Origin of the sequence: Dialister hominis (assembly GCF_007164725.1) — a bacterium.
GTDB lineage: Bacteria > Bacillota > Negativicutes > Veillonellales > Dialisteraceae > Dialister > Dialister hominis.
In genome coordinates this window covers 2034304-2060056 of the sequence record NZ_AP019697.1, presented here as the reverse complement: position 1 = coordinate 2060056, position 25753 = coordinate 2034304, and the positions used below count along the sequence as shown (strand labels likewise).

The 25753-nt window shown below is 48.8% G+C and carries 25 protein-coding genes; 17 read left to right on the top strand and 8 right to left on the bottom strand.

Annotated features, from left to right (window positions below; all coding sequences use genetic code 11):
• The first annotated feature begins 3 nt into the window (after positions 1–3).
• From Dia5BBH33_RS09535 to Dia5BBH33_RS09525, 3 genes are all read left to right on the top strand, one after another.
• Entirely contained in the window at positions 4–1626 is a 1623-nt protein-coding gene (locus Dia5BBH33_RS09535) for an HsdM family class I SAM-dependent methyltransferase (RefSeq protein ID WP_143332898.1), read from the top strand.
• Positions 1619–2725: a restriction endonuclease subunit S gene (locus tag Dia5BBH33_RS09530; RefSeq protein ID WP_143332897.1), complete on the top strand. Its 1107-nt coding sequence runs from the start codon at positions 1619–1621 to the stop codon at positions 2723–2725. The genes Dia5BBH33_RS09535 and Dia5BBH33_RS09530 overlap by 8 nt, the downstream gene beginning before the upstream one ends.
• A 106-nt stretch (positions 2726–2831) precedes the next feature.
• Positions 2832–3440: a tyrosine-type recombinase/integrase gene (locus Dia5BBH33_RS09525; protein WP_143332896.1), complete on the top strand. Its 609-nt coding sequence runs from the start codon at positions 2832–2834 to the stop codon at positions 3438–3440.
• 6 nt (positions 3441–3446) lie between these two features.
• Here the strand turns inward: Dia5BBH33_RS09525 and Dia5BBH33_RS09520 are convergent, their stop codons facing one another.
• Positions 3447–4694 carry an IS256 family transposase gene (locus Dia5BBH33_RS09520; RefSeq protein WP_143332165.1) on the bottom strand — a complete coding sequence of 416 codons (1248 nt, stop codon included), beginning with the start codon at positions 4692–4694 and terminating at the stop codon, positions 3447–3449.
• Positions 4695–4747: 53 nt separating this feature from the next.
• On the opposite strand from Dia5BBH33_RS09520, the gene Dia5BBH33_RS09515 reads away from it, so the two are divergent.
• Positions 4748–5188, top strand: coding sequence for a tyrosine-type recombinase/integrase (locus tag Dia5BBH33_RS09515; protein ID WP_143332895.1), 441 nt, complete (start codon positions 4748–4750; stop codon positions 5186–5188).
• 11 nt (positions 5189–5199) lie between these two features.
• Positions 5200–5751: a restriction endonuclease subunit S gene (locus tag Dia5BBH33_RS09510; protein ID WP_162501794.1), complete on the top strand. Its 552-nt coding sequence runs from the start codon at positions 5200–5202 to the stop codon at positions 5749–5751.
• Here Dia5BBH33_RS09510 and Dia5BBH33_RS09505 read toward each other — a convergent pair.
• Positions 5748–6566: a restriction endonuclease subunit S gene (locus Dia5BBH33_RS09505; RefSeq protein ID WP_143332893.1), complete on the bottom strand. Its 819-nt coding sequence runs from the start codon at positions 6564–6566 to the stop codon at positions 5748–5750. The genes Dia5BBH33_RS09510 and Dia5BBH33_RS09505 overlap by 4 nt on opposite strands.
• A gap of 50 nt (positions 6567–6616) precedes the next feature.
• Between Dia5BBH33_RS09505 and Dia5BBH33_RS09500 the strand changes: the two genes are divergently transcribed.
• Entirely contained in the window at positions 6617–7159 is a 543-nt protein-coding gene (locus Dia5BBH33_RS09500; RefSeq protein ID WP_143332892.1) for a GNAT family N-acetyltransferase, read from the top strand.
• Between the two features lie 306 nt (positions 7160–7465).
• Here Dia5BBH33_RS09500 and Dia5BBH33_RS09495 read toward each other — a convergent pair whose 3' ends face one another.
• On the bottom strand, positions 7466–8266 hold the full coding sequence (locus Dia5BBH33_RS09495) for an ADP-ribosylglycohydrolase family protein (RefSeq protein ID WP_143332891.1): 801 nt from the start codon (positions 8264–8266) through the stop codon (positions 7466–7468).
• Positions 8267–8662: 396 nt separating this feature from the next.
• Here Dia5BBH33_RS09495 and Dia5BBH33_RS09490 point away from each other — a divergent pair, with 396 nt between their 5' ends.
• From Dia5BBH33_RS09490 to Dia5BBH33_RS09475, 4 genes are all read left to right on the top strand, one after another.
• Positions 8663–9103: a GNAT family N-acetyltransferase gene (locus tag Dia5BBH33_RS09490; RefSeq protein WP_108850430.1), complete on the top strand. Its 441-nt coding sequence runs from the start codon at positions 8663–8665 to the stop codon at positions 9101–9103.
• A gap of 9 nt (positions 9104–9112) precedes the next feature.
• Positions 9113–9802, top strand: coding sequence for an MmcQ/YjbR family DNA-binding protein (locus Dia5BBH33_RS09485; RefSeq protein ID WP_143332890.1), 690 nt, complete (start codon positions 9113–9115; stop codon positions 9800–9802).
• 15 nt (positions 9803–9817) lie between these two features.
• Positions 9818–10432: a hypothetical protein gene (locus Dia5BBH33_RS09480; RefSeq protein ID WP_108850431.1), complete on the top strand. Its 615-nt coding sequence runs from the start codon at positions 9818–9820 to the stop codon at positions 10430–10432.
• A gap of 506 nt (positions 10433–10938) precedes the next feature.
• Positions 10939–11910, top strand: coding sequence for a hypothetical protein (locus Dia5BBH33_RS09475; RefSeq protein ID WP_143332889.1), 972 nt, complete (start codon positions 10939–10941; stop codon positions 11908–11910).
• A 391-nt stretch (positions 11911–12301) separates the two neighbouring features.
• On the opposite strand, the gene Dia5BBH33_RS09470 is transcribed toward Dia5BBH33_RS09475, so the two are convergent.
• Genes Dia5BBH33_RS09470 through Dia5BBH33_RS09455 form a run of 4 tightly spaced genes read right to left on the bottom strand, consistent with a single transcriptional unit; the run spans position 12302 to position 14998 of the window.
• Positions 12302–13210 carry a hypothetical protein gene (locus Dia5BBH33_RS09470; RefSeq protein WP_143332888.1) on the bottom strand — a complete coding sequence of 303 codons (909 nt, stop codon included), beginning with the start codon at positions 13208–13210 and terminating at the stop codon, positions 12302–12304.
• A 46-nt stretch (positions 13211–13256) separates the two neighbouring features.
• Positions 13257–14153, bottom strand: coding sequence for a hypothetical protein (locus Dia5BBH33_RS09465; protein ID WP_143332887.1), 897 nt, complete (start codon positions 14151–14153; stop codon positions 13257–13259).
• Between the two features lie 12 nt (positions 14154–14165).
• Complete coding sequence (locus tag Dia5BBH33_RS09460) at positions 14166–14384, bottom strand: type 2 periplasmic-binding domain-containing protein (RefSeq protein WP_022382642.1); 219 nt, start codon at positions 14382–14384, stop codon at positions 14166–14168.
• 5 nt (positions 14385–14389) lie between these two features.
• The gene (locus tag Dia5BBH33_RS09455) at positions 14390–14998 is read right to left on the bottom strand and encodes a LysR family transcriptional regulator (protein ID WP_143332886.1); all 609 of its coding nucleotides are present in this window, start codon (positions 14996–14998) and stop codon (positions 14390–14392) included.
• A gap of 237 nt (positions 14999–15235) precedes the next feature.
• On the opposite strand from Dia5BBH33_RS09455, the gene Dia5BBH33_RS09450 reads away from it, so the two are divergent.
• From Dia5BBH33_RS09450 to Dia5BBH33_RS09440, 3 genes are all read left to right on the top strand, one after another.
• Entirely contained in the window at positions 15236–16492 is a 1257-nt protein-coding gene (locus tag Dia5BBH33_RS09450; protein ID WP_143332885.1) for a class-II fumarase/aspartase family protein, read from the top strand.
• Between the two features lie 107 nt (positions 16493–16599).
• Positions 16600–18177 carry an IS1182 family transposase gene (locus tag Dia5BBH33_RS09445; RefSeq protein ID WP_143332102.1) on the top strand — a complete coding sequence of 526 codons (1578 nt, stop codon included), beginning with the start codon at positions 16600–16602 and terminating at the stop codon, positions 18175–18177.
• 117 nt (positions 18178–18294) lie between these two features.
• On the top strand, positions 18295–18549 hold the full coding sequence (locus Dia5BBH33_RS09440) for a hypothetical protein (protein ID WP_143332884.1): 255 nt from the start codon (positions 18295–18297) through the stop codon (positions 18547–18549).
• 98 nt (positions 18550–18647) lie between these two features.
• Here Dia5BBH33_RS09440 and Dia5BBH33_RS09435 read toward each other — a convergent pair whose 3' ends face one another.
• Positions 18648–19478, bottom strand: coding sequence for a MerR family transcriptional regulator (locus Dia5BBH33_RS09435; protein ID WP_143332883.1), 831 nt, complete (start codon positions 19476–19478; stop codon positions 18648–18650).
• A 69-nt stretch (positions 19479–19547) separates the two neighbouring features.
• On the opposite strand from Dia5BBH33_RS09435, the gene Dia5BBH33_RS09430 reads away from it, so the two are divergent.
• From Dia5BBH33_RS09430 to Dia5BBH33_RS09415, 4 genes are all read left to right on the top strand, one after another.
• Positions 19548–20405, top strand: a complete 858-nt coding sequence (locus Dia5BBH33_RS09430; RefSeq protein WP_143332882.1) for an arginase family protein — start codon at positions 19548–19550, stop codon at positions 20403–20405.
• 66 nt (positions 20406–20471) lie between these two features.
• On the top strand, positions 20472–20945 hold the full coding sequence (locus tag Dia5BBH33_RS09425) for an MlaD family protein (RefSeq protein ID WP_022382005.1): 474 nt from the start codon (positions 20472–20474) through the stop codon (positions 20943–20945).
• A gap of 477 nt (positions 20946–21422) precedes the next feature.
• Positions 21423–24011, top strand: a complete 2589-nt coding sequence (locus Dia5BBH33_RS11160) for an McrB family protein (RefSeq protein ID WP_179951943.1) — start codon at positions 21423–21425, stop codon at positions 24009–24011.
• Positions 23995–25731, top strand: a complete 1737-nt coding sequence (locus Dia5BBH33_RS09415) for a DUF2357 domain-containing protein (RefSeq protein ID WP_108850440.1) — start codon at positions 23995–23997, stop codon at positions 25729–25731. Before Dia5BBH33_RS11160 ends, Dia5BBH33_RS09415 begins: the two co-directional genes overlap by 17 nt.
• Positions 25732–25753: the final 22 nt, after the last annotated feature.

The following is a 25753-nucleotide window of genomic DNA, read 5'->3' as shown; positions in this document are numbered from 1 at the left end:
AATATGGAAATAAAAGAGAAAACATATGCCCTGATTGATGGACTAAAAGCTACGTGTCAGACATTTGGGTTGGGGAATGATGGTAATGAATTTAAAATTATTACACAAGTATTTCTTTACAAATATTTGAATGACAAGTTTGGGTATGAAATTAGAAAAATTGATACTAACTTAGCGACAGCGGAAAAGTGGGAAACTGCTTATGCCAATATGTCCGAAAGTGAGCGAGAGGATTTACTTGACCAGCTTTCTCCAGATGTGCCGGTCCTTTATCCAGAACATCTAATATCTAATCTCTGGAATCAGCAATCGAAAGGCGATTTCGATCTTATTTTTGATGCGACTATGATTAACATTTCGGATATTAATTCTGAAATCTTTTCAACAAAAACCTCTCAGAGAACACAAGTCCCGTTGTTTGAGAAATTAACCCCTTTTGTAACAGATGAATCACAAAGGGCAGACTTTGCAAGAGCACTTGTGGATAAATTAGTTAATTTCTCGTTTGATGAAGCCTTTTCTAAGAACTATGATTTTTTTGCCCAGATTTTTGAATATCTGATCAAGGATTACAATACTTCTGGCGGCGGAAAGTACGCGGAATATTATACGCCGCATTCGATTGCAGCCATTATGGCGGAACTATTAGTTGGAGATAATGAAGATCTCCATAGCGTTGAATGTTATGATCCTTCCGCGGGAACCGGTACATTATTAATGGCACTTGCTCATCAGATTGGCGAAGATAAGTGTACGATCTTCTCACAGGATATTTCTCAACGTAGTAATAAAATGTTGAAACTGAACTTAATACTGAATGGATTAGTTTCCTCTATGGACAATGTAATTCAAGGGGATACATTGTCCGAACCATATCATAAATCTGATGATGGACAGAATCTTCGCCAATTTGATTACGTGGTTTCAAATCCTCCGTTTAAGATGGATTTTTCAGATACAAGAGAGAAACTTGCTAAGATGCCAGTTAGATTTTGGGCGGGAGTTCCAACTGTGCCTAAAAAAGATAAATCTAAAATGGCAATATACCCCCTCTTTATTCAGCACGTTGTAAATTCGTTAAAGAAAAATGGTAAAGGCGCAATTGTCGTTCCTACCGGATTTCTAACGTCTAAAAGTGGTGTCGAAAAGAAAGTTTTACATCATCTTGTTGATGAAAAAATTGTTAGTGGTGTAATCAGCATGCCATCAAATGTTTTTGCTACAACAGGTACGAATGTTTCTGTATTGTTTTTTGATAATTCAAAGAAAACAGAAAAAGTTTGCTTAATTGATGCATCTAAAATGGGTGAGGAGTATAAAGACGGGAAAAATAAAAAACGGAGATTAAGAGATGAAGAAATAGAACAAATAGTTAAAGTATTTAGAAATAAAGAGACGGTAGACGATCTTTCTGTAGCCGTAACTTATGATGAGATTAAGAAGAAGCGGTATTCATTAGCTGCAGGACAATATTTTGATGTAAAAATTGAATATATTCCCCTTACTCCAGAAGAATTCAAAGTAAAGATGGATGAATATAAAAAGGATTTGTTGAAATATTTTGAAGAAAATACGAAATTAGAAAATGAAATTATTGAACAATTGAATAAGGTGAAGTATGAGTAAAGTTGTGCAGCTAGGGGATGTGGCAGATATTATTACGGGGCCATTTGGCTCTCAATTACATGAAAGTGATTATAAGATGGAAGGCATCCCTGTAATAATGCCCCAAGATATTAAAGATGGGAAATTGAATTTTGAGGATGTCGCCCGTATATCGGAGAATGATTTTCAAAGATTAATTCGATATTCGGTACAGAATGGAGATATAATATTTCCACGAAGAGGGGATATCGAAAAGCACGCTTATATTGATTCTGATGAAGATTTTTTGTGTGGAACAGGGTGCTTTAGAGTTAGGGTAAAAACAACAGAAATTAATTCCAAATATCTATCGTATTATCTGGATAATGTGCATGTAAGAAAGTGGATTACAAATCATGCAGTGGGTTCTAACATGCCTAATTTAAATACGGGTATTTTATCTGAAATTCCAGTTATGATTCCCACGTATTCTGTACAAATTAAAATAGCCCGATTGCTATCAGTAATAGAGGCTAAAATACAAAACAATGTAAAGATAAATGATAATTTAGAGGCGCTGGCAAAGCTAATCTACATGAATTTTTTCTTTAACAGAACTCCTAATGGATTATTAAGCGATATTATCCACGAATATCCTAAATCACAAGTACAAGTAAATGAAGCAAAGTGCTCTAACGGTAGGTTTCCTTTTTTTACAAGTGGGAATGGTATTTTAGCATGGGATTCATTTTTTGTTGACGATCGTAATTGTTATATCAACACCGGCGGGAACGTTGGTATTAGGTTTTATGTGGGGAAAGCAGCATATTCAACTGATACCTGGTGTATAACAGCCAAATATAATCTTGCTGATTATCTATACTTATTATTAAAAGCCATCCAACATGAAATAGACATTAAGTATTTTACTGGAACTGGTTTAAAACATCTTCAAAAACCAATACTTAAAGAGCGGCCTATATATGTTCCTGTTGAAGATGAAATAATTTTGTTTAACAAATTAATTCAACCATATTTTGATATGATTTCACGAAATACTTGTGAATCACAACGATTGCAAGATGTCCGAAATAGTCTTTTACCGTTATTAATTAATGGACAGGCGGTTATTGGAGACTAGGCCACTAAATTATCATTTATGTAAGTTATATTTTCTCCCTCAACGGCGGGAGTTATTTAAAATAGGGACTGCCGTTGTTAATCGTTCTCTAGTGAGGAGAATGATTATGAGCTCACCGATTATTAAAGAAGTTGTAGAGAGAATGTTACCATATTTAAATAATGTCCAGTGTGGTCAGTTAGAGGATGTACTACAAAATGTTTTATCGAAGTATGATTTATTTATAAGAAGAGGATTTATAGAGGAAGAACCGGATTTTTTAAATATGTTTCTTTCTGCGAAGAAGTTGGAAGGATGTTCTGAAAAATCACTTAGGTATTATGGAAGTACACTCCAAAAATTTCTAATGGAGATTGGAATGGCTGTGAGAGAAATTGATACGGATTCTATAAGAAGATATCTTACTGCTTATCAAAAGAGAAATGATTCGGGAAAGACCACTATAGATAATATTAGACGTATCCTCTCAAGTTTCTTTTCTTGGTTGGAAGATGAAAATTATATTCTGAAAAGCCCAGTTAGGAGAATTCACAAAATAAAGACGGGGTTTACAGTTAAGGAAACATTCTCAGATGAAGAGTTAGAAATTATGAGAGATAGTTGTGTTGAAAATCGCGATTTGGCAATTATAGATTTACTTGCTTCTTCAGGAATGAGAATTGGAGAGATGGTATCTTTAAATAGACAAGATGGGTGTGTCAAGAGTTTTGTGTAAATCGATTCAATAAGCAACATCGTATTGCTGCATAAGCTGAGACATCCTGTCGTCCATGAGCAGCTGGTTCCGGACCATCGCCCAGCTTGCGACGTGACGACCTTTCCATTTTTTATAGAGCTCTTGGATGCGTAGGTAGAAAATCTTGAAGACTGCATCCTCGTTGGGGAAAGCGCCTTTCTTGGTCACCTTGCGGAAGCTAGAGTTGACGCTCTCGATGGCATTGGTCGTGTACATGATCTTGCGCACGGCACTGCCATAGTTATAGAGCTGCTCGACGTGTGAGAAATTGTTTTCCCATACGCTGACCGCGCCTGGATAAGCCTGCCAGTCGGTCTTGAACTTCTCGAATTCCTGACGGGCCTGCTTGACGTTGATGGCACCATAGATGAGCTTCAGCTGCTTCGTGAATGCACTCCACTGCTTGCGTGGGATGTAGCGGATGGAATTGCGGATGAGGTGTACGATGCAGCGCTGAACCGTGGCATGCGGGAATACAGCCTTGGCGCCTTCCTCCAATCCGCTCACGCCATCCATGGACAGGATGCCAAGATCCTTAACGCCGCGAGCCCGCAGCTCGTCGAAGATCTGCATCCAGTCATGCTTGCTCTCCGTCTCGTTGATCCAGAGGCCAAGGACATCCTTGCAGCCGTTGACGTCATAGGCAAGCATGACATAGACGGCCACCTGCTGGACGCCATACTCCGTGCGCAGCGATACGTAGATGCAGTCGACGAAAGCAAATGGATAGAACGACTGGAGCGGACGATTCCGCCATGCCTCGACCTCTTCCATGACGCAGCCTGTGATGGTGGAGATCTGTTCATGTGACATCTGGAAGCCGTAGATGTCTTCGATGGTTGCAGCGATGTCGCGTTGGCTCATGCCACGGGCATACATCGCCAGTACCTTGCCCTCGATGGACGAAACGTCGCGCTGGTGCTTCTTGATGATCTGCGGTTCAAACGTACTCTGGCGATCCCTAGGGACGCGGATAGGAACCTCGCCCAGAGAGGTCTTGAGCGTCTTGGATGAATAGCCGTTCCGGACATTGTCACCGTCTTCGGAGCGCTCATGCTTCTTATGGCCGAGATGATTTTCCATCTCACCTTTGAGCATGGACTCAAAAATGGGGCCAAAAATCTGCTTCAGGACGTCCTGTACGTCTTCCGCGCTCTTGATGTCGTAGTTGTTGAGGATTTGCTGAGCAATCTGCTCGCCTGGGGTAGTTGGTGGAGTTTTACACTTTGCCATTCTGTTACCGTCCTTATCTTTGTTTACCCCAGTATGGGGCATAAAGTAGATTCATGCAATACCGATTTACACAAACTATTTTACACTCCCGACAAGATATTGATTTTTATAATCGAGAGTGTATTGTCTGTGGAAAAGGAGAAAAAGAACGGACAGTTTATTTTGATGCGAGAACAAAGATTCATCTTCAAAAATATTTAGATCAAAGAAGTGATAATGACCCCGCACTATTTGTTAGTTTAAGAGCTCCTTATCACAGAATATCAATTGGTGGTATAGAAACACGTTTGCGCTCTTACGGATTGAGACTGAATATTAACAAGGTACATCCACATAAATTTAGAAGGACGTTAGCGACTCATGCAATTGATAAAGGTATGCCAATCGAACAACTGCAGCAACTCTTAGGGCATAAAAGGATAGATACGACGTTACATTATGCAATGGTTAAACAAAGTAATGTAAAAAGTGCACATAAAAAGTATATAAGTTAATGGGTGGCTTTATGAAAAATATTAATCATCTAAAATTAGGGGATTTAGTGAATTTCCAAACAGGACCTTTTGGCACCCAATTTAGTGCAAGTGAATATACTAAAGAGGGTATTCCTGTTATTAATGTAAAAGATATTGGATTTGGTAATATCCTGACTGCTAATATAGAACATGTATCGGAACAAACGAGAGATCGATTATCTCAGCATATACTAAAAGAGGAAGATATAGTATTTGGCAGGAAGGGATCTATTGATAGACACGCATTTATAACGAATAAAGAGACTGGTTGGGTACAGGGATCGGATTGTATAAGAGCTAGAGCTAAAACAAATATAGATATGCTATTCTTGTCCCAATATCTAGAAAGTAAGCACGTGAAGAAACAACTTATGAATTCTGCAGTAGGTTCAACGATGGCTTCCCTAAATACAGATATATTAAAAGATATAGTTGTTTTTTTACCGGATATTAGTGAGCAGCATAAAATATCACGAGTGCTAAAAACTCTAGATGATAAAATTCTCTTGAATAATCAGATAAATGATAATTTAATTGCTTAATCTTCTATAATAGCTTGCCCATTCATTAACATTGGTAATAACCAGTTACGAAGTCGTATAAGCTCTTTTTTCTCTTGTTCCAATTTGATAATTTTATGAAACAGTGGATTAGCACAAAGACAAAATTTTTTGACAATTTCTTCGGAGTATGGAAAATTGAAATCATCTACGTTTGTGTCGCTTATAACTTTCTGTATTGATCCAGTCGAGACTGTTACAATCTTTTTATTCAACGACTTTAATGTCATATATATATATGGAATTATCTCTTGATCCTTTGCCGTAAATGCTAATGCTGCACGTCCCAGCGATATTTTATGGTCCACGAGACACATATTTCCGATTTTTCCGGCAATAGAAATTAAAATATCATTAGGGTATGCAAAACGCTTACTATCATCAGTTTTACCCTGACAATCTACCAAAAGACCTCCATTCATATCTCCAGCACCTGAACAGTAGTCAAAGAGATTGTCTGCAGTCATATTATCTGGAAAAATGTGTTCTCCCTGTGGACATTGTCCCCAGGTAAGATTTGTAATATCTCTAATATTTTTGACTTCCCAGGATTTTGGAATTTGTCTTTTTATATGTGAGTTCCATTTAGTAAAACCATTACTATCAGAATAAGGAGCACCATTTTCATTAGGAAAATTAAATTGATTAAACCAATAGCTATATAATGTCTCAATTTGTTTTCCTAAATTATCATTTACATCAATTAAATTTTGAAAAATTATCTTTTCAAGAATTCTTCTTGTTATGGAAAATAAAAAAGGCCTCCCATGCGGGGGCTTTTCGTTCTGTGTTATCATAGGTCCTAAAGCATTATTTCTAGTGATTATCGCAGGAAAGGGGAATCGGGATGAAGCTGACGGCGCGGAAGGTGGATGGGAGTCTTCGGGATCTTTCACGGGTGAAGGGGCTCCTGGAGAGGGCTTTTCCAAAGAATGAGCAGTTCCCGATGTTCCTGCTGCGGCTTCGGGCGTGGAGCAGTTATGTGCATTTCCTGGCTTATTATGATGGCGATGATTTCTGTGGTTTCACGTACACGGTCGAGAATGAGGATATGGTTTTCGTCTTGTACCTGGCGGTGAATGATGAAATCCGTTCCAAAGGATACGGGACGGCGATTCTGACGGATTTGAAGGCGAGGGCCTCGGGCAGGGGCGTTGCCTTGAATATTGAGCCGCTGGATCCTCATGCGGCGAATTCTGAGCAGAGGGTGAGAAGGCTTGATTTTTACCGCAGGAATGGGTTTTTCAGTACGGATTACAACCTGATCGACGGCGGCGACAGGTATCTTATCTTGTGCACGAAGGAAGATTTTCCGGTGGAGGATTATATCCGAGTGATCAAGAGAATTTCCTTTGGCCTTCATGTGCCGAATGTGGAACGAGTGAAATAAGGAAAACAGCGGGGCTAAAAAAAAGCGGTATCAAAATGACTGAGCATTTTGATACCGCTGTTTTTTGATGGGTGAGGAGAAACCGTACAACCTCGCTACGCTCGAGGTAATCACCCCTATCCACCGCGAGGCGGTCCCCCTTCCCCGTCTGGGAAGGCGAGTTTAAAACCATACAACCGGCTTGCGGCCTGGGAAATGAACCTCCTCAGTCGCCTCCGGCGCCAGCTCCCCCTACGGGGCGAGCTCTGACACCCTTAAACCGAGCTTCGCTCGAGGAAAAACAGCTAAATCTCGCGGTGTTAGGCATTATTCCGTCACTTTGGGCGGGTATTTTTGCTCGAAGGTTTTGAGGATTTTGGTGAGTCTTTGGTCGAGGAATTGTCCGGCTTTTTCGCGGATGTCTTTGGGGACGCCGTAGTAGGCTTCTGCCATGCCGCCTGTGATGGCGGCGAGGGTATCGCTGTCGCCTCCTACGGAGACGGCGGTGCGGATGGCGTCTTCAAAGGATTCGGATTCGAGGAAGGCTTCGATGGCCTGGGGGACGGTGTCCTGGCAGGTTTCGTTGAATTCGTAGGTGGGGCGGATTTCATCGATGGTAAAGTTCAGTTTGTAGTATTTCTCTTCGATGTATTTCCGGATGTCTTCTTTTGTTTCGCCGGTTCTGGCAAGGTAGACGGCAGAGGCGGCAGCTTCGGCGCCTTTGATGCCTTCGGGGTGGTTATGGCTGACTTTGGTGACTTCTTTGGAGAGTTTCCTGACTTCGGAGAGGGATTCTCCTGCCCAGCCGCAGGCGCTGACTCTCATGGCTGCGCCGTTTCCAAAGCTGCCGTAGGGTTCGGGGTCATCGGAGTAGATCCAGTGGTAGAAGGATCCGCCGTAGCCGCTCTGGGGATAGGGGCGTCCTATTTTCTGCATGGAGAGGACGGCTTGTCTGGAGAGGCCTTTGTAGGACGGGACGGTCTTGAGGAGGGCGTCGCAGACGGCGAGGCTCATGATGGAGTCGTCGGTGAAGAAGCATTTATCTGAGAGGAGGTCAAAGTCTTTGGCGCGGTAGTTGTCCCATTCGAACCGCGATCCGGCAATGTCTCCTATAATGGCACCTATCATATGTATCCTTCCTTTCGTGTGTTGTTATCTTTCACTCTAAGACGGAGGGAGGGGATTGTCAAATGAGGAGGATGTGGTTTATTAGCGGGGAGAGTGTGCTTGGAGATTAAAACCATACAACCTCGCTGCGCTAGTGGTAATCAACCCTATCCACCGCGAAGCGGTCCCCCTTCCCCGTCTGGGAAGGCGAGTTTAAAAAAAATACAACCGCAGCTCTGCTGCGGGGAAATGCAACTCATCCGTCGGCTCCGCCGACACCTTCCCTTCCAGGGCAAGGTTAAGACCGGCCTGCGGCCCACTTCCCGGGAAGGCGAGCACGGCGAGTTTGCGAGTTGTTTTTTCTTGGGTTCTACAGTGTATAATTAATATATACATATATAGAATGGAGTGGGATGGATGTTTATTGCTAAGGGTTTTGATGAGCTGACGCGTGAGGAGTTGTATGAGATTCTTCGGGCGCGGGTGGATGTGTTTGTGGTGGAGCAGCATTGTCCGTATCCGGAGCTGGATGGGGTGGATTATGACAGTCTTCATGTGTTCTGTGTGAAGGATGGAGCGGTGGCTGCGTATCTTCGTGCGTTTCCTCGTGAGGGAGAGCCCGGGGTGATCCAGGTGGGCCGTGTGCTGACGCGTGAGCGCGGGACGGGGCTTGGGGGCGAGCTTCTTCATGCAGGGCTTGAGGAGATCAAGAAGCGGTATTCGCCGAAGGAAATTTTCCTTGAGGCGCAGACGTATGCGATGGGGTTCTATGCGCGCGAGGGTTTCGTGAAGGCTTCGGAGGAGTTCTTAGAGGATGGGATCCCGCATACGGCGATGCGTCTTCGTTTGGAGGAGTAAGGAGGTCTTATGGACTTCAGCAGTGTGTTCAGGACGCATGATTTCCTGGAGGATGCGGCGGTTTCTTATGGCTTCAAGAAGAAGGGCGGCGTTTTCACGCTGGAGCGCGCTCTTCCGGAGACGGATGGACTGGCGGCGGTTGTCACTGTCCATGGCAGGGAAATGACGGTGTCGGTGGTGGAGCTGCCGGACCGTGTGCCGTATGCGCTTTTCGAGGTGGAGTCGGCGGAAGGGGCTTTCGTCGACCGCGTGCGCCAGGAGGCGGAGAATCTCGTCCGCGATGTGGTGGAGAATTGTTTCTTCGATTCGGATGTGCGGAGCCGGCTTCTTTCGTACGTGAAGGAAAGGTACGGGACGGAGCAGGAGAATCTCCGGGTGATTTACAAGGATTACTGCACGCTCCGCGAGCACGGGACGAAGAAATGGTACGGGCTTTTCATGTGCATTCCGTGGACGTCGCTCCATGTGGAGAGGAAGGGCATGACGGAGGTCCTGAATGTGAAGGCGGATCCGGAGGAAATCCAGCGGCTGATCGATCATGACCGGTATTTCCCGGCGTACCATATGGACAAGGTGCACTGGATCAGCATTCTTCTGGACAAGGAAACGGATATGGATGCGGCGAAGCGGATGCTGGATGAGAGTTATGCTCTCGTGGAGAAGTCCGGCAGGAAGGGCCGCAGGAAAGTCAAGAAATAAGGGGAGGGGAAATTTATGATACAGGTCGCGCAGCTGAATTTCAGGGAGATGGAGCACCAGATCTGCCTGCTTGGGATAAATCAGACGATTTCGGGCTTGCTGTACGCAGGGGGCATGGATGCGCCGGAGGATGGCGGTGTGCTGGCGTACGGGTATGTCGATACGGAGGGCGGTTTCACTTTTGAAATCCTCGCTCCTGCAAAGGTAGAGGGGGACAAGATCATTCCTCTTCCGGGAGTTCCGGATATGATGGTGAAGCTGCACAAGGAGCAGGCGAATGAATGCAGCATCCGTCTCGGTCCGGTGGTGGACAGGACGCCGTATGAGAGGAAAATCGCCGTCATCAACGAAGCGTATGCGCCATCCGAAGATGTGGCGGCCATCCGCAGTGTCGACCTCATCGACGACTCCAGGCATCCTGACTATCCTGACGATATTCTCGTCATCTTCCTGAAGGACGATTACAAACCAGAGGGCTGCTGGGTGAGGAGCATGGAAGTCGAAGAGGGGCGCTGCATAGGAAAGCTCCTGAATGAACCTGACCAGGACTATGGTGTCCATGAGAATGATCTCATTCCTTTTGATATCGTAAAAGAAGGAGAGGATTACTTCTGCATTAGCAGGTTTTGAGGGGGATTATTGAAACCGTACAACATGATAAAACCATACAGCCGCCTTGCAGGCTGGGAACTACTGTATCCGTCGCCTCCGGCGACACCTTCTCCTTTCGGAGCAAGGTTAACACCCTTAAACCTCGCTGCGCTCGAAAAGAAAAGCAAAGCAGCCTGTGGCTGAAAGAAAATCAAAGCCATGCGTTTCGCTTTCCTTTCGATGTCCTCTTTTTGCTTTCTGTTTGATATTGAATATTTTTTGCAAATGGTATACTTTAGTAGTATATCTTTTTGTTTTATGCGGGATTATAGTCAGAGCAGGTTGAGATGTGGAGAGGAGGAGTAAAGATTAACGGAATTTTATAATATAGATAGATGTCTATCCTTTTATTAAATTTTATTAAACATCGCAAAAGTACTATTAGCAAAAGTACTATTAATTTATAGAAAAATAATGTAAAATAAAGCGCAATTGATTAGCAGCTGGTTATGGGCGAGGCCCGCTTTATGGCAGGAGGATAAAAGGTGAATAGTTCCTGGTTAATGGATGCCGGTATTTTCGTGGTTTCTTTTGGCACAGCATTTTACGTGCTCGGCAGGCTGGGAAGGAAGCAGGCGGCTAAGGCCGTGAAGAAGGCGGATACGAAGGTCCGCAGCGCAGCAGAGGAGAGGGAAGCAGCGAGGAAGTCGGCTGATCTGACCATCCGTCAGCTGGGCAATGAGAAACTTGCCGTAATTACCGGGGATCTCACGACGTTTACTGAGATTTTCAGCAAGATTGAAAATGTGGATTTTGAAGCTGGCAGCAGGGCTGCTGAAATGGCTGATTTCGTTCCGGGAGGGGATGAGAACAGAAGGCTTCAGGCAGGAATTGCCAGGATCAGGAGACTTGAGAGAAATGACGATCCTGATTTAAGAGGACTTCGCATCCGTGCGCTGGGTGTTTCTGATGCGGAGACACTTTTTGAAAGGGCATCGGGGAAGAATGAAATTTCCTATAGTTCTTCGATCAATGCGACTGTCAAATGGCTGATGACGGGCAAGGTGGAAGGCGATGTCTTCGGACCGGATGCGAATAATTCCGTCTTCGTCGGCTTCGGCGATGGTCCGTCTCATACGAGGGGCGAGGAAAAAGCATCGAGCTTCCGCACGAAGATGTATCCGCAGGAAGCGGAACAGTTCGAAGCGGAATCCAAGGTCGTTGCCCGCCTCGCTGTCCAGCTCTGCACTCTGGCGGAGGGTCAGAGGAAGGTGCTGGAAAGCAACACGAAGAATTTCCATGCCCGTGTCAAAGCGCTGAAGCGTATCGTCGATCAGGAAGGGTATGACTGGAACAAGTACGGCAAAGAGGATAGAAGAATCATCGCCCTCGCTGCCCGCCAGGCCAGAAATATCTCCGTGATCGTCACCATGGGTCTTCTCCACGATGACGGTTCGATCAATAGAGGAATCCTCGGCGTCATTTCACTCCTGAAATTCAACGAGGAAGAAGAATAAATAGGGGAAGAGCTATGAAAAATGTGGACCATTTTTCATAGCTCTTTTTGCGTGGGGGATGAGGGAAGATTAAAACCATACGACCTCGCTTCGCTCGAGAAACCTTTTTATAAAAACCAATGAATACTGCACCCCTTCCTCTGGCAACAGTAAGAAGATAAGCCAGACGCCTTCCCCGCTGGGGCAGGTCAAAGGCCTCCATTACGGCGTCATTTGATAGTATCGAATGAGCATCTTACGGTTTTCATTTATGGTAAACGTATTAAGTCACCATTGATAATATTGGTATTGAATGATTGCGGAAGGTTCTAACCTGCCCGTCTGGTTTCTCCACTCAAAAAGCGGTCTCTTGCGAGACCGCTTTCTACTTTCCTGTTTCACTTTCTTTATTTTATTTCCCGAGTTTTCTTTCTGCTTCTTCTTTGTCAGCCGGGACGATGATGGGGCTGGAGATGAGGTTGATGATGTCGGCTTTGGCTTTTTCGAGGATGCCGATTTTCATTTCGATCTGCGGGATGGTGCCTTCGGGGATCGGGCCTTCGTCTACTTCGGTGATGTCGGATTCTTTGAGTCTGAAGGGCTGGACTCCGATGGTGACGCTCTGGAGGGCAGCGAGGCGGAATTCGAGGTTGGCTGTGTTGGCTTCTTCGAGGAGGGCTGCTGCTTTTTCTTCGTTTCCTTCTTTCTTGACTTCAGCGAGGGACTGTTTCAGTTCTTCGATTCTTTCGCTGAGGAGTCTGTGGATGAGGGGAGCGGAGGTTTCCATGGACGGGGCTCTTCTTGCCGGGAAGATGGTGACGTCTTCGCGGAGGAGCGGTTTGTAGGTGGTCTGGAGAATGCTGCCTTTCTTGGTGAGGAAGTCGGTGCCTGTGATGTACTTGGCTTCTTTCAGTGCTTTTTCCACGATGGCAGGGTCGGTGTCTTCGAAGGTGATTCTTTCGAAGGCAGAGGCGTTCAGGTGGGCGTCGACGCATTGTTCGAGGAAGTGGTCGGCGAAGGGACGGGTGTCGTTGAAGACGTAGAGTGTCTCTCCTTCGGGGACTTTGTTCAGGACGAAGAAGTGTTCAGAGACGACTTCGAGGTGCAGGGGGAAGAGGTTTTCTTCCGGGATGACGGTGAGGAGCTGGGATGCTTCTGTGTCTTCGCAGATGTAGAGTGCATCTTTCCTTGCTTCTTTGATGTCTGCCGTCAGGACAGCCTCGACGGGGTAGTAGGTGCCGATGAGGTTGGTGACGATGAATTGGAGTTCGTCTTTGGATGCCTGGGTTCTTCCAGCGGCAATGAGTACGGGATGGTTCATGATGATGTCCTTTCTTTTCCTTGGTTTCTTATATATGACCGGATCCTTATGGATGCGGGTTGTTGTCTGGGGAAATGGCCTCTTCCCGGGCGTTCTGCATGGCTTTTTCTATAGCGCTTGCTTGCTGCCGCAGGCGGCCCCGGATGATTTTTATGAGTTCTGCGTTTTCTTCAAGTTCTTTCGCAGGTGGTTTGTAGGTTTCCTTTTCCTTGGCGGGAAGGCGGGAGGCTCCTTCCAGGAGGGCTATCCTGCAGGCGCGCTCAAAGCACTGGATGGCGCTTGCTATTTCTTCCCTGGCTATTTCCTTTTCGTCCGGGCTCTCCGCTTTCCGGAGGAGTTCTTTCAGCTCGCGCTCTCTTCTTGCAGCAAGGGCAAGGATGAGGCGGAGCGAGGAGTCGAAGGTGGGGACGCGGCTGGCGGGAAGGATGCTCACATCTTTTGGGAGGGATTCTTTGTAGGGGCTCTCGCAGAGGATTGAACCTTCTCCGGTAAAGCAGCTGGCGCCGGTGATGTACCTGGCCTTTCCAAGGGGGGAAAGGACTGTTTCTTCAGGCATGTCTTCATAGGAAATCGCGGTGTACGGGTGATTTCCCCGGATGCGGTCCTTCATCTGCCCGATGAAGCGCTCGGCGTAGGCTTTGCGGTTATTGAAGACGGAAATGGGTGCTCCTTCGGGGACCCTGGCAGTCATGGCGAGGAAGAATTCCGCGGCGGGCTGCATATCGAGAAGGAAGGTCCTTTCCTTGGGAAGGAAACGGGAAACGTGCGGGTACTGGATGGGTGACGCTATCCAGCAGGCGTCTTTTTCCGGATCTTCCCCCGCGGCGTCTTCGGTGAGGGCTTCCCTGACGGGATAAGTATCTCCGAAGAGGCGCCTGATGGCTGTATGGAGTTCGGCGGAGACGAGCGGGCTCGTGCCGAATACGACGAGTTCTGGTTTCATGGCCGTCTCCTTTCAGTTGATGGAATCCGAGAATGCCCGCGCGGCTCTGGATGGTGTCCGTCTGGCGTTTTCTGCATAGACGGGACTGATGACGATCTCGGGCGCAAGCGGGATTTCTGCAAGGCGGCTGTCTCCTTCGAAGATGGATGCGGGGAGAATGGCCGCGCTGTCCATGGCAAGGAGGAGTCCCCGGATGGTGTCGGCGCTTCCTGCTGTGAGGACGCGGTGCACGCGGCTCAGGGTCTCATTCCTTTTCCGAAGTCTTCGGGGAGGAACAAGGCCATGCCTTCGAGGTCGTCCCATGAGGCGCTCTTCTTTTCTGCGAGCGGATGGCTCTTTGGAAGGATGAGGGCGAGCGGGACTTCGGCGAGGGGATGGATGTCATACCCGGCGCCAGGGTCTTCGGGAAGGAAGGCTCCGTCGAGTTCGCCTTTTTCCAGGAGGGCGGCGACCGCCTCTGCCGGTCCTTCCTGCACGCGGCACTCGATGCCCGGATGGTCCGAAAGGAAGCGGGCGATGAGGGAAAGGACGGATGGCAGTGACAGGAAGGAGGAAATCCCGATGGCAAAGGTGCCGCTGCTCAGGGATTTCATGGCGTCCATGTCGCGTATGGTCGTGACGACGCCTTTCATGATTTCCTCGACGTGGGCGGAGAAGATCCTGCCTTCGGCCGTGAGGGATGCTTTTCCCTGGGAGCGGTCGAAGAGGGTGATGCCAAGCTCGCTTTCCAGGCTTCGGATGGCGCTGGTCACAGCGGGCTGGGAGACGTAGAGGTGCTCGGCGGCGCGCGTGAAGCTTCCTGCGTTCTTGACGGCGAGGAAGTACTCGAGTTGGCGGATTCCCATAGGCTGCTCCTTTCCTGTTTCTTTTATTATTATAACAAGTATGAACGTAAACTGTTGGGAATGTTATTGAAAAATATACGAAAAAGAGAGGATTCGGCTGTTTCTTTATCAATTTTGTATAACTTGCCATAAATCCGGCTTATGAAGTGATAAGGAACGGGTATTTCACGGGCGGGCGAAATGGGGGTAGGATATAGGAAAGAGAGGCGCGGGGGTTCCGCGCAGGAGGAGGCTGTGATGGCTAGCATGATGGAAGACAGCAGGGTGCTGGGATTTCTTTTCGGAACGGATGAAATGAGAGCGGTGTGGAGTGAGAAGAACTGGGTGCAGAAGTGGCTCGACACGGAAGCGGCGCTGGCAAGGGCGCAGGGAGAGCTGGGCGTGATTCCCAGGGAAACGGCGGATGTAATCGTCAGCCACGCACGCGCTGAGGAAATCGACATGGATGCTCTGGCGGAGGGCTTCAGAAGCTCGATCACGATCGTGCCGCTTCTCAATGCGTTCAAGAAGAGCCTTCCGGGCGATGCTGGCGAGTACGTCCACTGGGGCGCGACGAGCCAGGATATCTATGACACGGGCCTCGTCCTCATGGAGAGGGAAGCGTGCTCCATCATCCTGCGCGATGCGAAGGCCTGTCTTTCCGCGATCCTTGCGCTCGTGAAGAAGTACAGGGATACGCCGGAAGCAGGAAGGACGCACGTCGTCCATGCCATCCCGATCACCTTCGGTTTCAAGGCAGCCGGCTGGGCGGATGAGCTGGGAAGGGAAATCGAGCGTTTCAAGGAAATGGAAAAGCGCGCCTTCGTCCTGGAAATGGGCGGCGCTGTCGGAACGCTTGCCTCGCAGCCGGAAAAGGGCCTCGAGACGCAGGAAAAAATGGCAGAAATCCTGGGCCTTCGCGTGCCGCTCATCGCATGGCATACGGCGAGAGACAATCAGGCAGAACTTGCGAGCGACCTTGCTCTCCTTGCAGGCACCATGGGCCGCATCTGCTATGAAATATTCACTCTGCAGCGGACGGAAATCCTCGAGCTTGAAGAACCCTTCTTCAAAGGGAAGATCGGCTCCTCCACCATGCCGCACAAGAGAAACCCGGCCGTCCTTGAAAACGTCCTCGCGCTTCTTAGGAACGTCAGGACCACGGCGCCCGCCCTTGAAAAAGCAAGGTACATCCTCGAGAATCTCATCGTCTACGAAGACCACATGAAAAAGAACCTCTTCCTCCAGAAGGGCCTCATGATGAGCGAATGTGTCATGATGCACCTCGCCAGAAAACTCGGACGCCTCACCGCCCATCACATCGTCTACGATGCCTGCATGGAAGCCTACGAAAAGGAAATCCCCCTGAAGGACGTCCTCATGAAGACCAAGGTCGTCACGGATGATTTCACCGAAGAAGAAATCGACACCATGCTGAATCCGGAACAATACTTAGGCCTCGCGCCCATATTCTGCGACAGGGTCCTCGAAGCGTATAAAGAATATATGGGATAAAGATAATAAAGGAAGAAGGGGATGTGACAAAATTCATCCCAACAAAAAGGGCTCTGCCCCGGATCATTTGGTCCGGGGCAGAGCCTTTCGTGTTATAATTTTTTACAATGAAAAATAACAACACTAGCAATCATTTTACCGCAGAACAAGGCATTTTGCCAATGTTTCCCTCTGAGATTCTCAATGTCGATGATCCTGTTTTAATGTATGACAGATTTATGGAGGAAATCGATCTTAAAAAGTACCTTCGTTACATACCGACGCGTGGCGCTGGCAGACCCAGGTATAATCCCGTCAACATGCTGAAAACGATCATCTATGGTTTCGCAGAAGAAGGATATTGCTCTTTTAGAAAACTTGAAGATAATTGCAGGGTTAATATCAGATATATGTACCTGATGAATTATGAAGCCCCATCCTATCGGACATTCTGTCATTTCGTGAAGGGCTTTCTTAAGTATTCTCTCAAGGATATCTTTTATTCAATTACGAAAGAACTCTGCGGCAAACTCAACGTGGATTTGCAGCATATATATATTGACGGTTCCAAGTTTGAAGCGAACGCAAATAAATACAGCTGGGTATGGAAGAAATCCGCTGAAAAATCCCGCTACAAGCTTTTTGCCAAGATTACCAGCCTTTTTGAGTTACTCAATGATGATCTTAAGTATGACCATATGAGTGTAAACATCAATACAGAATACGCTCCGGACTATCTGCGTCTGGTATTGGATAAATTAAAAGAAATCTGGCAGATTGATGAGACGGCCTTTGTTCATGGAAGCGGGCATCGCAAGTCCGATCATCAACGCAAGTATGAGCAGCTTAAGGCATATACATCAAAACTTGAAGAATATGTTGAGAAGATACAGATATGCGGTACTTCCAGAAACAGTTATTCGAAGACCGATACGGATGCAACATTCATGCGAATCAAGTCGGACTACATGGGAAATGATCAGCTTCTGCCTGCATACAATGTCCAAATAGGTGTTGCCGATGAATTTATTGCCGTAATTGATGTTAACCAGTATCGTTCAGATATGGATTGCTTCGTACCGCTGATGGAGGAATTCCACGAAGTCTATGGGGCTTATCCTAAGTATCCTGTGGCAGATGCAGGATATGGATCTTTCAACAATTACATCTATTGCGAGCAGCACGGTATGGAAAAGTATATGAAATTCCCCATGTACAAGAAAGAAACGAAAGACAAGAAATACCATACCAATCCGTTTCGGCCAATAAACTTTAGAGTTGATGAGAATGGAACCATCCGTTGTCCAAATGACAGGGCTTTCAAATTTATCTATAGACATCTGGTCAGAGGGAACTTATACGGCAGGCAGGAGGAAGTATTTGAATGCGAAGACTGCCAAGGATGCCCGCTGGCAGAGCAATGTAAAAAGACCCCGAAGAACAAAAGAATCTCATTGAGCAGAGAACGGAATAACATGTACCAGGAGGTTCAGGATAATCTGGAAAGCATCCATGGAGCCCTGCTAAGAATGAACCGGTCAATCCAGGCTGAAGGAACTTTTGGAATCATGAAACATGACAGATGGTACAAAAGAATCGTCAGAAAAGGGATAGATTCTGTAAAAGCCGAGTTATACCTGGTAGCACTTGGCTATAATTTAAGGAAATACATCACAAAAATAATGCGTATAAGGATTGCCGCCTAAGACAATATAATTAAAAGTCTTATGGGGGTAAGGGGGCTTACGCGCATTTTTACGTAAAAGGCTTACAGCAGAGCTAAAAATGATGAAATAAAGACGCAAAAAAGAGGCTGCAACAAAATGATTAACCATTTTGTCACAGCCCCTTTTGCATTGTTTATATTCGATGGGGGGATTATCCAACACATTTATATATCTGTTTTATCTGAAAACCTCAAAACCTCAAAACCTCAAAACCTCAAAACCTCAAAACCTCAAAACCTCAAAACCTCAAAACCTCAAAACCTCAAAACCTCAAAACCTCAAAACCTCAAAACCTCAAAACCTCAAAACCTCGCTTTGCTCGATAACTACTGTATCCGTCAGCTACGCTGACACCTTCTCCTTTCGGAGCAAGGTTAACACCCTTAAACCTCGCTCCGCTCGAGAAAAGGAAAAAGCAGCGTTTTAACGGATTTTGTCACAGCTCTTTTTCATTTTCCAACGATCCTGGTTCCCAGTTCTGCGATGAAGCGTTTGCCGCTTTCTACTTTATAGAAGTCAAGGGGATAGGAGATTTCATAGGCAACGCTGGCAAGTTTGAGGTGCTGTTTTCTGGCGGCATCGAGGAGGGAATGGTAGTAGGAAAGGTAGTTTTCTCTGGACCAGATGAAGTCGATGGCGAGGAAGTTTTCTTCTGCCTTTATGAGCGTGAGGTCTTCGGGGATGGACTGCGGGATGGATTCTATTTTCTTGATGGTATGGGAGTAGATGATTTCGGAGAGGTCTTTGTAGCCTTTTCTCGGGAAGAGGAAGCCGTAGGAGAGGGCGGGGATGATATGGAGGGAGAGGAGGTGTTGGTCGAGGAGGCTGACGGCGTCGTTGGGTTCCACTTTCGGGGTGATGCCTTCTTTTTCGATCGGAAGGGAAAGGAGCGTGGCGCTTACGCGTTTGATATACGGTCCTTTTCCTGCGTGCTGCTGCATGAGGGATGCCTCCTCGAGCTGCTTTTGCTGCTGATGGACCATGATTTCCATTTCATGGAGCTCCTGCTGTTTCTGGAGGATGGCTTTTTCCTGGCTGTCCCAGAGGCTCCGGAGATCGACGGGATCTTTCTGAAGGGTTTCCCGGATTTCCGCAAGGCTCATCCCTGTGCGCTGGAGAAGACGGATGGTCTGGAAAAGGAAGATCTGACCATTCGTGTAGTATCGGTAGCCGCTATCCGGATCGATTCTGGCGGCCGGCAGCAGGCCTTTTTTATCGTATAAGCGGAGCGTCTGCACGCTCGTGCCGCAAAGGGCGGCCATGGTTCCTATGGAAAGCATAATTCCTCCTTGACTCTATACTTACTATAGACATTATACTCTAGGCAAAAGTAATAAGGAGGTATTTATATGGAAAAGAAAACGATTCGTCTCATTGTTCCGGACTGGCAGGCAGGAGATAATCCTGTCTATTATTTCGGCGCGAAGATACTGCAGGTGATTGCTCCGAAGAAGGAAGGGCAGAAGGAAATCACGATTCCTGTCCCGGACGATTTCAAACCGCGCGAAAGGGAAAACGGCGTGACGGCGCAGAGCGCTGTGTATCAGCAGGTGAAGGATACGGTAAGCGCGATCGACAAGGAAGCGCCGGACAAGATCATTACGTTTGGCGGGAACTGCCTTGTTTCCCAGGCGCCTTTTGCATACCTGAATGAAAAGTATGACGACCTCGGCGTTCTCTGGGTCGATGCACATCCGGATATTTCCAACCCGGAAATCTATGAAAATGAGCATGCGATGGTCCTGGCCAATCTTCTCGGCGCAGGGGATCCGAAGCTCTCCGGACTCGTGAGGAAAACGCTGAAACCGTCACAGGTCCGCTATGAAGGCATGCAGGGCGGGGTCGATGTGGAACAGGCGGAACTTGATCGGCTCGGCGTTTCTTATGCGGCAGCCAAGGGAAATGAGCTCGACGCGGAGGGAGCCATTTCCTGGATCCGTGAAAACGGGATCAAACACATCGCCTTTCACCTCGACTGCGACGTCATGGATCCCCATGATTTCTATGCGACCTATTTCAATAACCCGGCCCTCGGACCGATTCCGTACAATGCGGCCACCGGCCACATGAAACGCGCTTCCGTCTGGGATTTCATCGAGAAGATCAGCAAAGAAACCGACCTCGTCGGCTTCACCATCGCCGAATACATGCCATGGAGCGCCATGCAGATGAGAGAGCTCATGAAGAGGACGAAGATATTCGGCTGACGGCTCTTCCTTTTTCCTTTTCGCCCGTATAGGGTATAATACAAAGAAAAGGAAAGGAGGCGCTGTATGTCAAGAGAATCAAGGATCGGTATGTTCGCATTCATTGGGATTGTCGTCATAGGACTGATCGGGCTCTTCCTGAACCCCATCGAGCGCCTCCGCGACCAGTACTTCCGCGTCGATGCTGTCTTCGACGATGCCGGCGGCATCCGGGATGAAAGCCCCGTCCTCTACGCAGGCGTCTGCGTAGGCCGCGTCCACTCCTTCGAAGTGAAAGACGGCAAGGCCATCCTGACACTCCAGATCAAGAAGAAGGCTCTGATTCCAAAAGACTGCACCGTAGGCACCTCCAGCACCGGCGTCGTAGGCGACACCTACGTCAAACTTTCCGGAGGAAATCCTGGCGCAGGCTACCTCCAGAGCGGCGACGTCATCTACGAGACCAAGTCCGACCGCATGGACAAGATCATCGCCAAGGCCCAGAAGCTCATAGAATCAGCAGAAACTACGAAAGATAATATAGATAAAATGAGGAACTAAAAATAAATTAGAGAAGAGCCATGAAAAGGGAGAGAGTTTTCATGGCTCTTTTTTTGTGGGGAAAAACATACGGCCGCTCCTTTGGGAAATGAACCCCTTTCGGCGCATGCGCGCCAATTTCCCCTTACGGGGACAGCTAAACCTCGCTGCGCTCGAGGAAATGCTGTATCCGTTTACACCTTCCCTTCCAGGGCAAGGTCAAGACCGGCCTACGGCCCTTTTGCCCGCCTCATTTCGTTTCCCCATTCTTCTTTATTATTAGTCAACCGTATTCAATTATGCTAAAATAATAACAGAATTCTAAAAAGGTTTGGAATTCTGTATACATTCCCTTTGGGGAGACGCGGCGGCACTGGGTGGCAGTGTCGAAGGCGGGGATTTCGCGGTCCCTGCTGCCGTGAATAAATGAGGGCTTGGCCCGCAAAGTACGAAACGTGTCGGTTTCGTGCGTATTTAAGTAAAGGAAGGAAAATTCATATGGCGAATTATAACGCGCTTTTTCCAAGCCCGGATAATCTTCATCTTTCCCTCAGACAGGCTGATGGCAAGGTGCTCGGCCGTGTGCGTGCGATCGTAAAGGAATCGGCACCGCAGGCGGGGATGAAGGATTACCGGTTTTTTGTTGACCCGGTTTCACCGCTGCCAAAGGGCTTCGAGGAGGCGGAGAAGTTCGGGTTCACTGGTTTTATGAGCCGGATTGGTTTCGGCTTCAATTCATTTCAGACGGAGGAGCAGGCGCTCGCGAAACTGATGGAGGAGTATGGGGACTCTTTTGTGACGTTTACGCCGGCTCTTCGGAGTAATAAGTTTTTTGTCCTGGACGACATGACGAAGGAAGGGCGGACGCCTTTCATGGATGTGGATAAGAATTATTATCCAGTGCCAGCTTTCGGGACGATCGACCAGCCTGTTTTCGGCGGGGATATCAACAAGTTCTGCCATCATATCATGTCAGGGAAGCCGCTTCCGGGGCTTTCGAAGCGGAACTGGAATAATGACGTCCGTCCGCAGTTGGTTGTAGCAGCGACGAAAAATCTCGAGGGGAAGCTGGGGCCGTGGGTTGTCTTCGCTCCGCTTCATGATGATGCTTTCGATTCGATGGTGATCGGCGAGGGCGGGGCGTATTTCCGTGTAAGAAATCACGGCCCTTTGGGTTATGGCCTTGTCGATGTCAATAATTCGGAAATCCTTTCGCATATTCTGCGCTGTGAGGAAAGTCCGCTCTGGTTTGTTCCAGAAGAATTTCTCCCTGATCTTCGCCGCGATCTCCGTCCGGTGCCTGAGGATGAGGATATCCTGAAGGACAGCGGTGTCGAGGTGAATCCTTTCGGCATGTCAGAGGGAAATTTCGTGACGAAGGACGATTTTTTCCAGCTGCTGAATGGCAAGCGGGATGAGGAAACGGGCGAGGGTGTGCTCGATGTGATCCGGAAGATGAATCTCAAGGGGAAGAAGCCGCTTGAGAAGATGCCGGAAGCGCAGGAGGGCAAGAAGCTGAAGGCAGAGTTCAAGGCCGATGAGGTCCTGAAGGATGCCGAGAAGCCGCGCCGCGCCAACGAGGGAAGGGGCAGGAAAGAAGCGCCCCGTCAGGAAGCACCGGCGAAGGACGCACCGAAGGCTGATCCAAAACCAAAGGCAGAGGTGAAGGCTGAGGCGCAGAAGGTCATGAAGGCAGAAGTTGCTGCCAGCACCCGCCGCAGTGATAAGAACAAGAACGAAACAAAGGAAAAGGAAAATAACAAGAACCGCCGCGAGGTAAAGGAAGCACCGCTTCTGGAAGCAGGAAAGGGTCCGGTGAAGGAACTGGAAGCGCCTGCTGCCAAAGAGGTGAAGGAAATCGCCAAGGAAGCGCCGAAAGAGGCTCCCAGGGAAACGGCCAAAGATGCCGCAAAAGAAGCACCCAAGGACGTGAAGGAAGCACCGAAGCAGGAAACGACGGCCAAGGAAACGAAGGGAAAGAACGGGAAGAGGGACGAAGCGCCCGCTTTCACGGAGAAGGATTTCATCGACCGCCTGACGGACACCGCCAGCCGCGCCGGCCTTCTCTATAACCAGAAGGATCTCATCAATTTCCATATTTCCGTCAAATCCTCCAGGCTCGTCATCCTGGCAGGCATGAGCGGCACGGGCAAGTCCGGCCTCGTCCGCCTCTACGGCAAAGCACTCGGGATCCCGGAAGAGAGGATCTGTTTCCTCCCTGTCCGCCCGTCCTGGATGGACGACGGCGATATCCTGGGCTATGTCGACATGAAGAATCTCGTCTACAGGAGCGCCGACACGGGCCTTGCCGAGCTTCTGATCGATGCTTCGCAGCATACGGACAAGCTCTACATCGTGTGCTTCGATGAAATGAACCTCGCCCGCGCTGAGCATTATTTCGCGCAATTCATTTCCGCGCTCGAGAAGGAAGGAAATCCGGTCATCCGTCTCTACAATCCGTCGCTCGCACCGCGCCTCTACAATGGTGACCGCTACCCGGCAGACATCACTGTCGGTTCGAACGTCATTTTCACGGGCACGGTCAATGTCGATGAATCGACGTACCATTTCTCCGACAAGATTCTCGACCGCGCGAACGTCATCACGCTCCATCAGGGCCGCTTCAGGGACCTCATGGGCCTCAAAAGACGGAAGAGAGCCCGCTATGATGAAATCGGCGCGAAGATGTTCAGTACATTCCGCGTCCGCGGAGGCTTGGGGCTCACTGAACGCGAGCTCAATCTCCTCGATGCGCTGAATGATGCCTTCCACGACAGCGGCATCCAGTGCGGCATCGGCTTCCGCGTGGCACGCCAGATGGGAAGGTACCTGGAGAACATCCCCGAAGGCTTCGGCTTCTCGAGGAAGGAAGGCATCGACTCCCAGGTCGTCCAGCGCATCCTGACGAAGCTCCGCGGCTCTTCCCAGCAGCTTTCGATACTCCTTTCGCTGAACGACAAGGGCGAGCTCAAGGGCACAGTTCCTGCCGTTCTTGAGAAATTCTCCGACCTTTCGAATTTCGAAGAGTCGAAGCGTGTGCTGAAGATCAAAGCCGGGGAGCTGAAGCTCTATGATTACACGATCTAAACTGCCATTCTCCCTCACGTTTGAGACAAAGAAGGAAGGGATCATTTCCGCCACGCGCTTCACGATAGACCCTGACCGGCTGACGGGCCATTTCCCTGCCGCCCTTGCCCTGACGGAGAATCAGGATATATTCCTCCGCTTCGAAGCGCCTGCGGGCTTCCGCTTCACCATGGACGGCCTCGACATCGTGACGCTTCCGGGGCAGGAGAGGGAATCCGAGCAGACGTACATCCTCCCCGAAGGGAAGAAGGACATCCTCCTCTTTGCCGGGCAGGACTTCCCGCTCGTCCCGGGCTACTACGTTATGACCGTCGAAGGCGCAGGCCGCGCGTGGTACGGGATCCTCGAAATCAATCCGCGCTACATGGAAAAGCAGAGCTGGCAGGAAATGAGGGATGAGCTCGTCGAGGAAATCAAGACGCTCTCCTTCGATTTCATGAAGCGCAATATCCATATTTCCAGACAGCTCGAAGGGGCGCTTGGCGTCAATACGGAAATGCTGCTCCGCTTCTACACCATCCGCGACGAATCGCCCGTGGTGCTGAACGTACTGGACGAACTCGCCCGCACGGCCAATTCGCGACTGGCTCTTCGCATGAAGCATGTGAGGACGCTGGGCGACAGGCGTACCGAGCCGCACATCCGGCCCCAGCACTTCCACGACAGAGCCGGCGCACCGACGACGCCCGCCCTCTACACGGAAATGACATGGGACGTCGCAGAGAACCGCTTCGCTAAAGCGCTCCTCATGAAACTCGACCAGAATCTCTTCACCTTCATCAAGGAAATCGACGGCCACGTAGAACGCCTCGAAGACCGCCAGCGCGAAATCGCCCGCTTCTCCCGCGATCGTGAATACCGCATGGGCGTCAAAGCCCTCTCGCAGTTCATCGACTACAGGAAACGCGCGACACTCCTCAGGCAGAGCATCCGCCGCGTTACGCTTGCGCCATGGTATGAAGAAACAAAAGGCGAAATGCCCGAAACCATGCCCATGGCCGTCTTCCGCGACCCCAGATACTCCGTCCTCTACCGCCTCTACAAAAACCTTGAGAACCCGTTCTCGAGCCTTGACGTTTCCTCCTTCTACCAGTTCCAGTGGAAAAGGACCGATAAGCTCTATGAAATGTGGGGCTTCCTCCGCTTCATCAAAGCCCTCATGGCCAAAGGATGGGAACTCGAAGACGGCGTCGAGGTCCTCAAAGAAGAAGGCAAGTACCGCCTTGCCAGCCTTGAATCCGGCACAGAAATCCGCCTGAAACGGGAAAACGCAGAAATCCGCCTCGTCTACGACGGCATCGTCCCCGGAAACTCCGCCGACACCAGCCGCGACAAAGCGCCCCTCTACACCAACAACTCCCACAGGCAGCCGGACCTTAGGATGGACTACTACAAAGAAGGCCTCTACTACGGCTCCCTCGTAGCCGACTTCAAATACAGAGACGTCCTCTTCCTCTGGCAGGACGAAAACAGAAGCTACAGCATCAGGAAACAATTCAACGCCTACCGAGACATGAACACCCGCTTCTACCGCGATATGACAGAAGCTGCCTCTCTCAGAGACAGCCGCCCCGTCAAAGAAGTCTGGGCCGTCTTCCCCAAAGAAATCCCCGGAAGAAGCGACGCAGACTACAGCCTGCGGTTCATACCCCTTGCCCCGGGCCTCCCAGGCAACGAAGAACTCCCGGATCTGCTGGAGAAATATATAGAGTCGATATAGGGGATATAAAAGGAAAAGAAGA

Excerpts from the sequence above, each read along its gene's own strand:
- Dia5BBH33_RS09430 (WP_143332882.1), top strand. The coding sequence starts at position 19,548 with ATGGAAAAGAAAACGATTCGTCTCATTGTTCCGGACTGGCAGGCAGGA.
- Dia5BBH33_RS09415 (WP_108850440.1), top strand. The coding sequence starts at position 23,995 with ATGATTACACGATCTAAACTGCCATTCTCCCTCACGTTTGAGACAAAG.
- Dia5BBH33_RS09490 (WP_108850430.1), top strand. The coding sequence starts at position 8,663 with ATGTTTATTGCTAAGGGTTTTGATGAGCTGACGCGTGAGGAGTTGTAT.
- Dia5BBH33_RS09440 (WP_143332884.1), top strand. The coding sequence starts at position 18,295 with ATGATTAACCATTTTGTCACAGCCCCTTTTGCATTGTTTATATTCGAT.
- Dia5BBH33_RS09480 (WP_108850431.1), top strand. The coding sequence starts at position 9,818 with ATGATACAGGTCGCGCAGCTGAATTTCAGGGAGATGGAGCACCAGATC.
- Dia5BBH33_RS09500 (WP_143332892.1), top strand. The coding sequence starts at position 6,617 with ATGAAGCTGACGGCGCGGAAGGTGGATGGGAGTCTTCGGGATCTTTCA.
- Dia5BBH33_RS09485 (WP_143332890.1), top strand. The coding sequence starts at position 9,113 with ATGGACTTCAGCAGTGTGTTCAGGACGCATGATTTCCTGGAGGATGCG.
- Dia5BBH33_RS09535 (WP_143332898.1), top strand. The coding sequence starts at position 4 with ATGGAAATAAAAGAGAAAACATATGCCCTGATTGATGGACTAAAAGCT.
- Dia5BBH33_RS09445 (WP_143332102.1), top strand. The coding sequence starts at position 16,600 with ATGAAAAATAACAACACTAGCAATCATTTTACCGCAGAACAAGGCATT.
- Dia5BBH33_RS11160 (WP_179951943.1), top strand. The coding sequence starts at position 21,423 with ATGGCGAATTATAACGCGCTTTTTCCAAGCCCGGATAATCTTCATCTT.
- Dia5BBH33_RS09465 (WP_143332887.1), bottom strand. The coding sequence starts at position 14,153 with ATGAAACCAGAACTCGTCGTATTCGGCACGAGCCCGCTCGTCTCCGCC.
- Dia5BBH33_RS09515 (WP_143332895.1), top strand. The coding sequence starts at position 4,748 with ATGCAATACCGATTTACACAAACTATTTTACACTCCCGACAAGATATT.
- Dia5BBH33_RS09425 (WP_022382005.1), top strand. The coding sequence starts at position 20,472 with ATGTCAAGAGAATCAAGGATCGGTATGTTCGCATTCATTGGGATTGTC.
- Dia5BBH33_RS09505 (WP_143332893.1), bottom strand. The coding sequence starts at position 6,566 with ATGATAACACAGAACGAAAAGCCCCCGCATGGGAGGCCTTTTTTATTT.
- Dia5BBH33_RS09510 (WP_162501794.1), top strand. The coding sequence starts at position 5,200 with ATGAAAAATATTAATCATCTAAAATTAGGGGATTTAGTGAATTTCCAA.
- Dia5BBH33_RS09455 (WP_143332886.1), bottom strand. The coding sequence starts at position 14,998 with ATGGGAATCCGCCAACTCGAGTACTTCCTCGCCGTCAAGAACGCAGGA.
- Dia5BBH33_RS09520 (WP_143332165.1), bottom strand. The coding sequence starts at position 4,694 with ATGGCAAAGTGTAAAACTCCACCAACTACCCCAGGCGAGCAGATTGCT.
- Dia5BBH33_RS09470 (WP_143332888.1), bottom strand. The coding sequence starts at position 13,210 with ATGAACCATCCCGTACTCATTGCCGCTGGAAGAACCCAGGCATCCAAA.
- Dia5BBH33_RS09435 (WP_143332883.1), bottom strand. The coding sequence starts at position 19,478 with ATGCTTTCCATAGGAACCATGGCCGCCCTTTGCGGCACGAGCGTGCAG.
- Dia5BBH33_RS09495 (WP_143332891.1), bottom strand. The coding sequence starts at position 8,266 with ATGATAGGTGCCATTATAGGAGACATTGCCGGATCGCGGTTCGAATGG.
- Dia5BBH33_RS09525 (WP_143332896.1), top strand. The coding sequence starts at position 2,832 with ATGAGCTCACCGATTATTAAAGAAGTTGTAGAGAGAATGTTACCATAT.
- Dia5BBH33_RS09450 (WP_143332885.1), top strand. The coding sequence starts at position 15,236 with ATGGCTAGCATGATGGAAGACAGCAGGGTGCTGGGATTTCTTTTCGGA.
- Dia5BBH33_RS09530 (WP_143332897.1), top strand. The coding sequence starts at position 1,619 with ATGAGTAAAGTTGTGCAGCTAGGGGATGTGGCAGATATTATTACGGGG.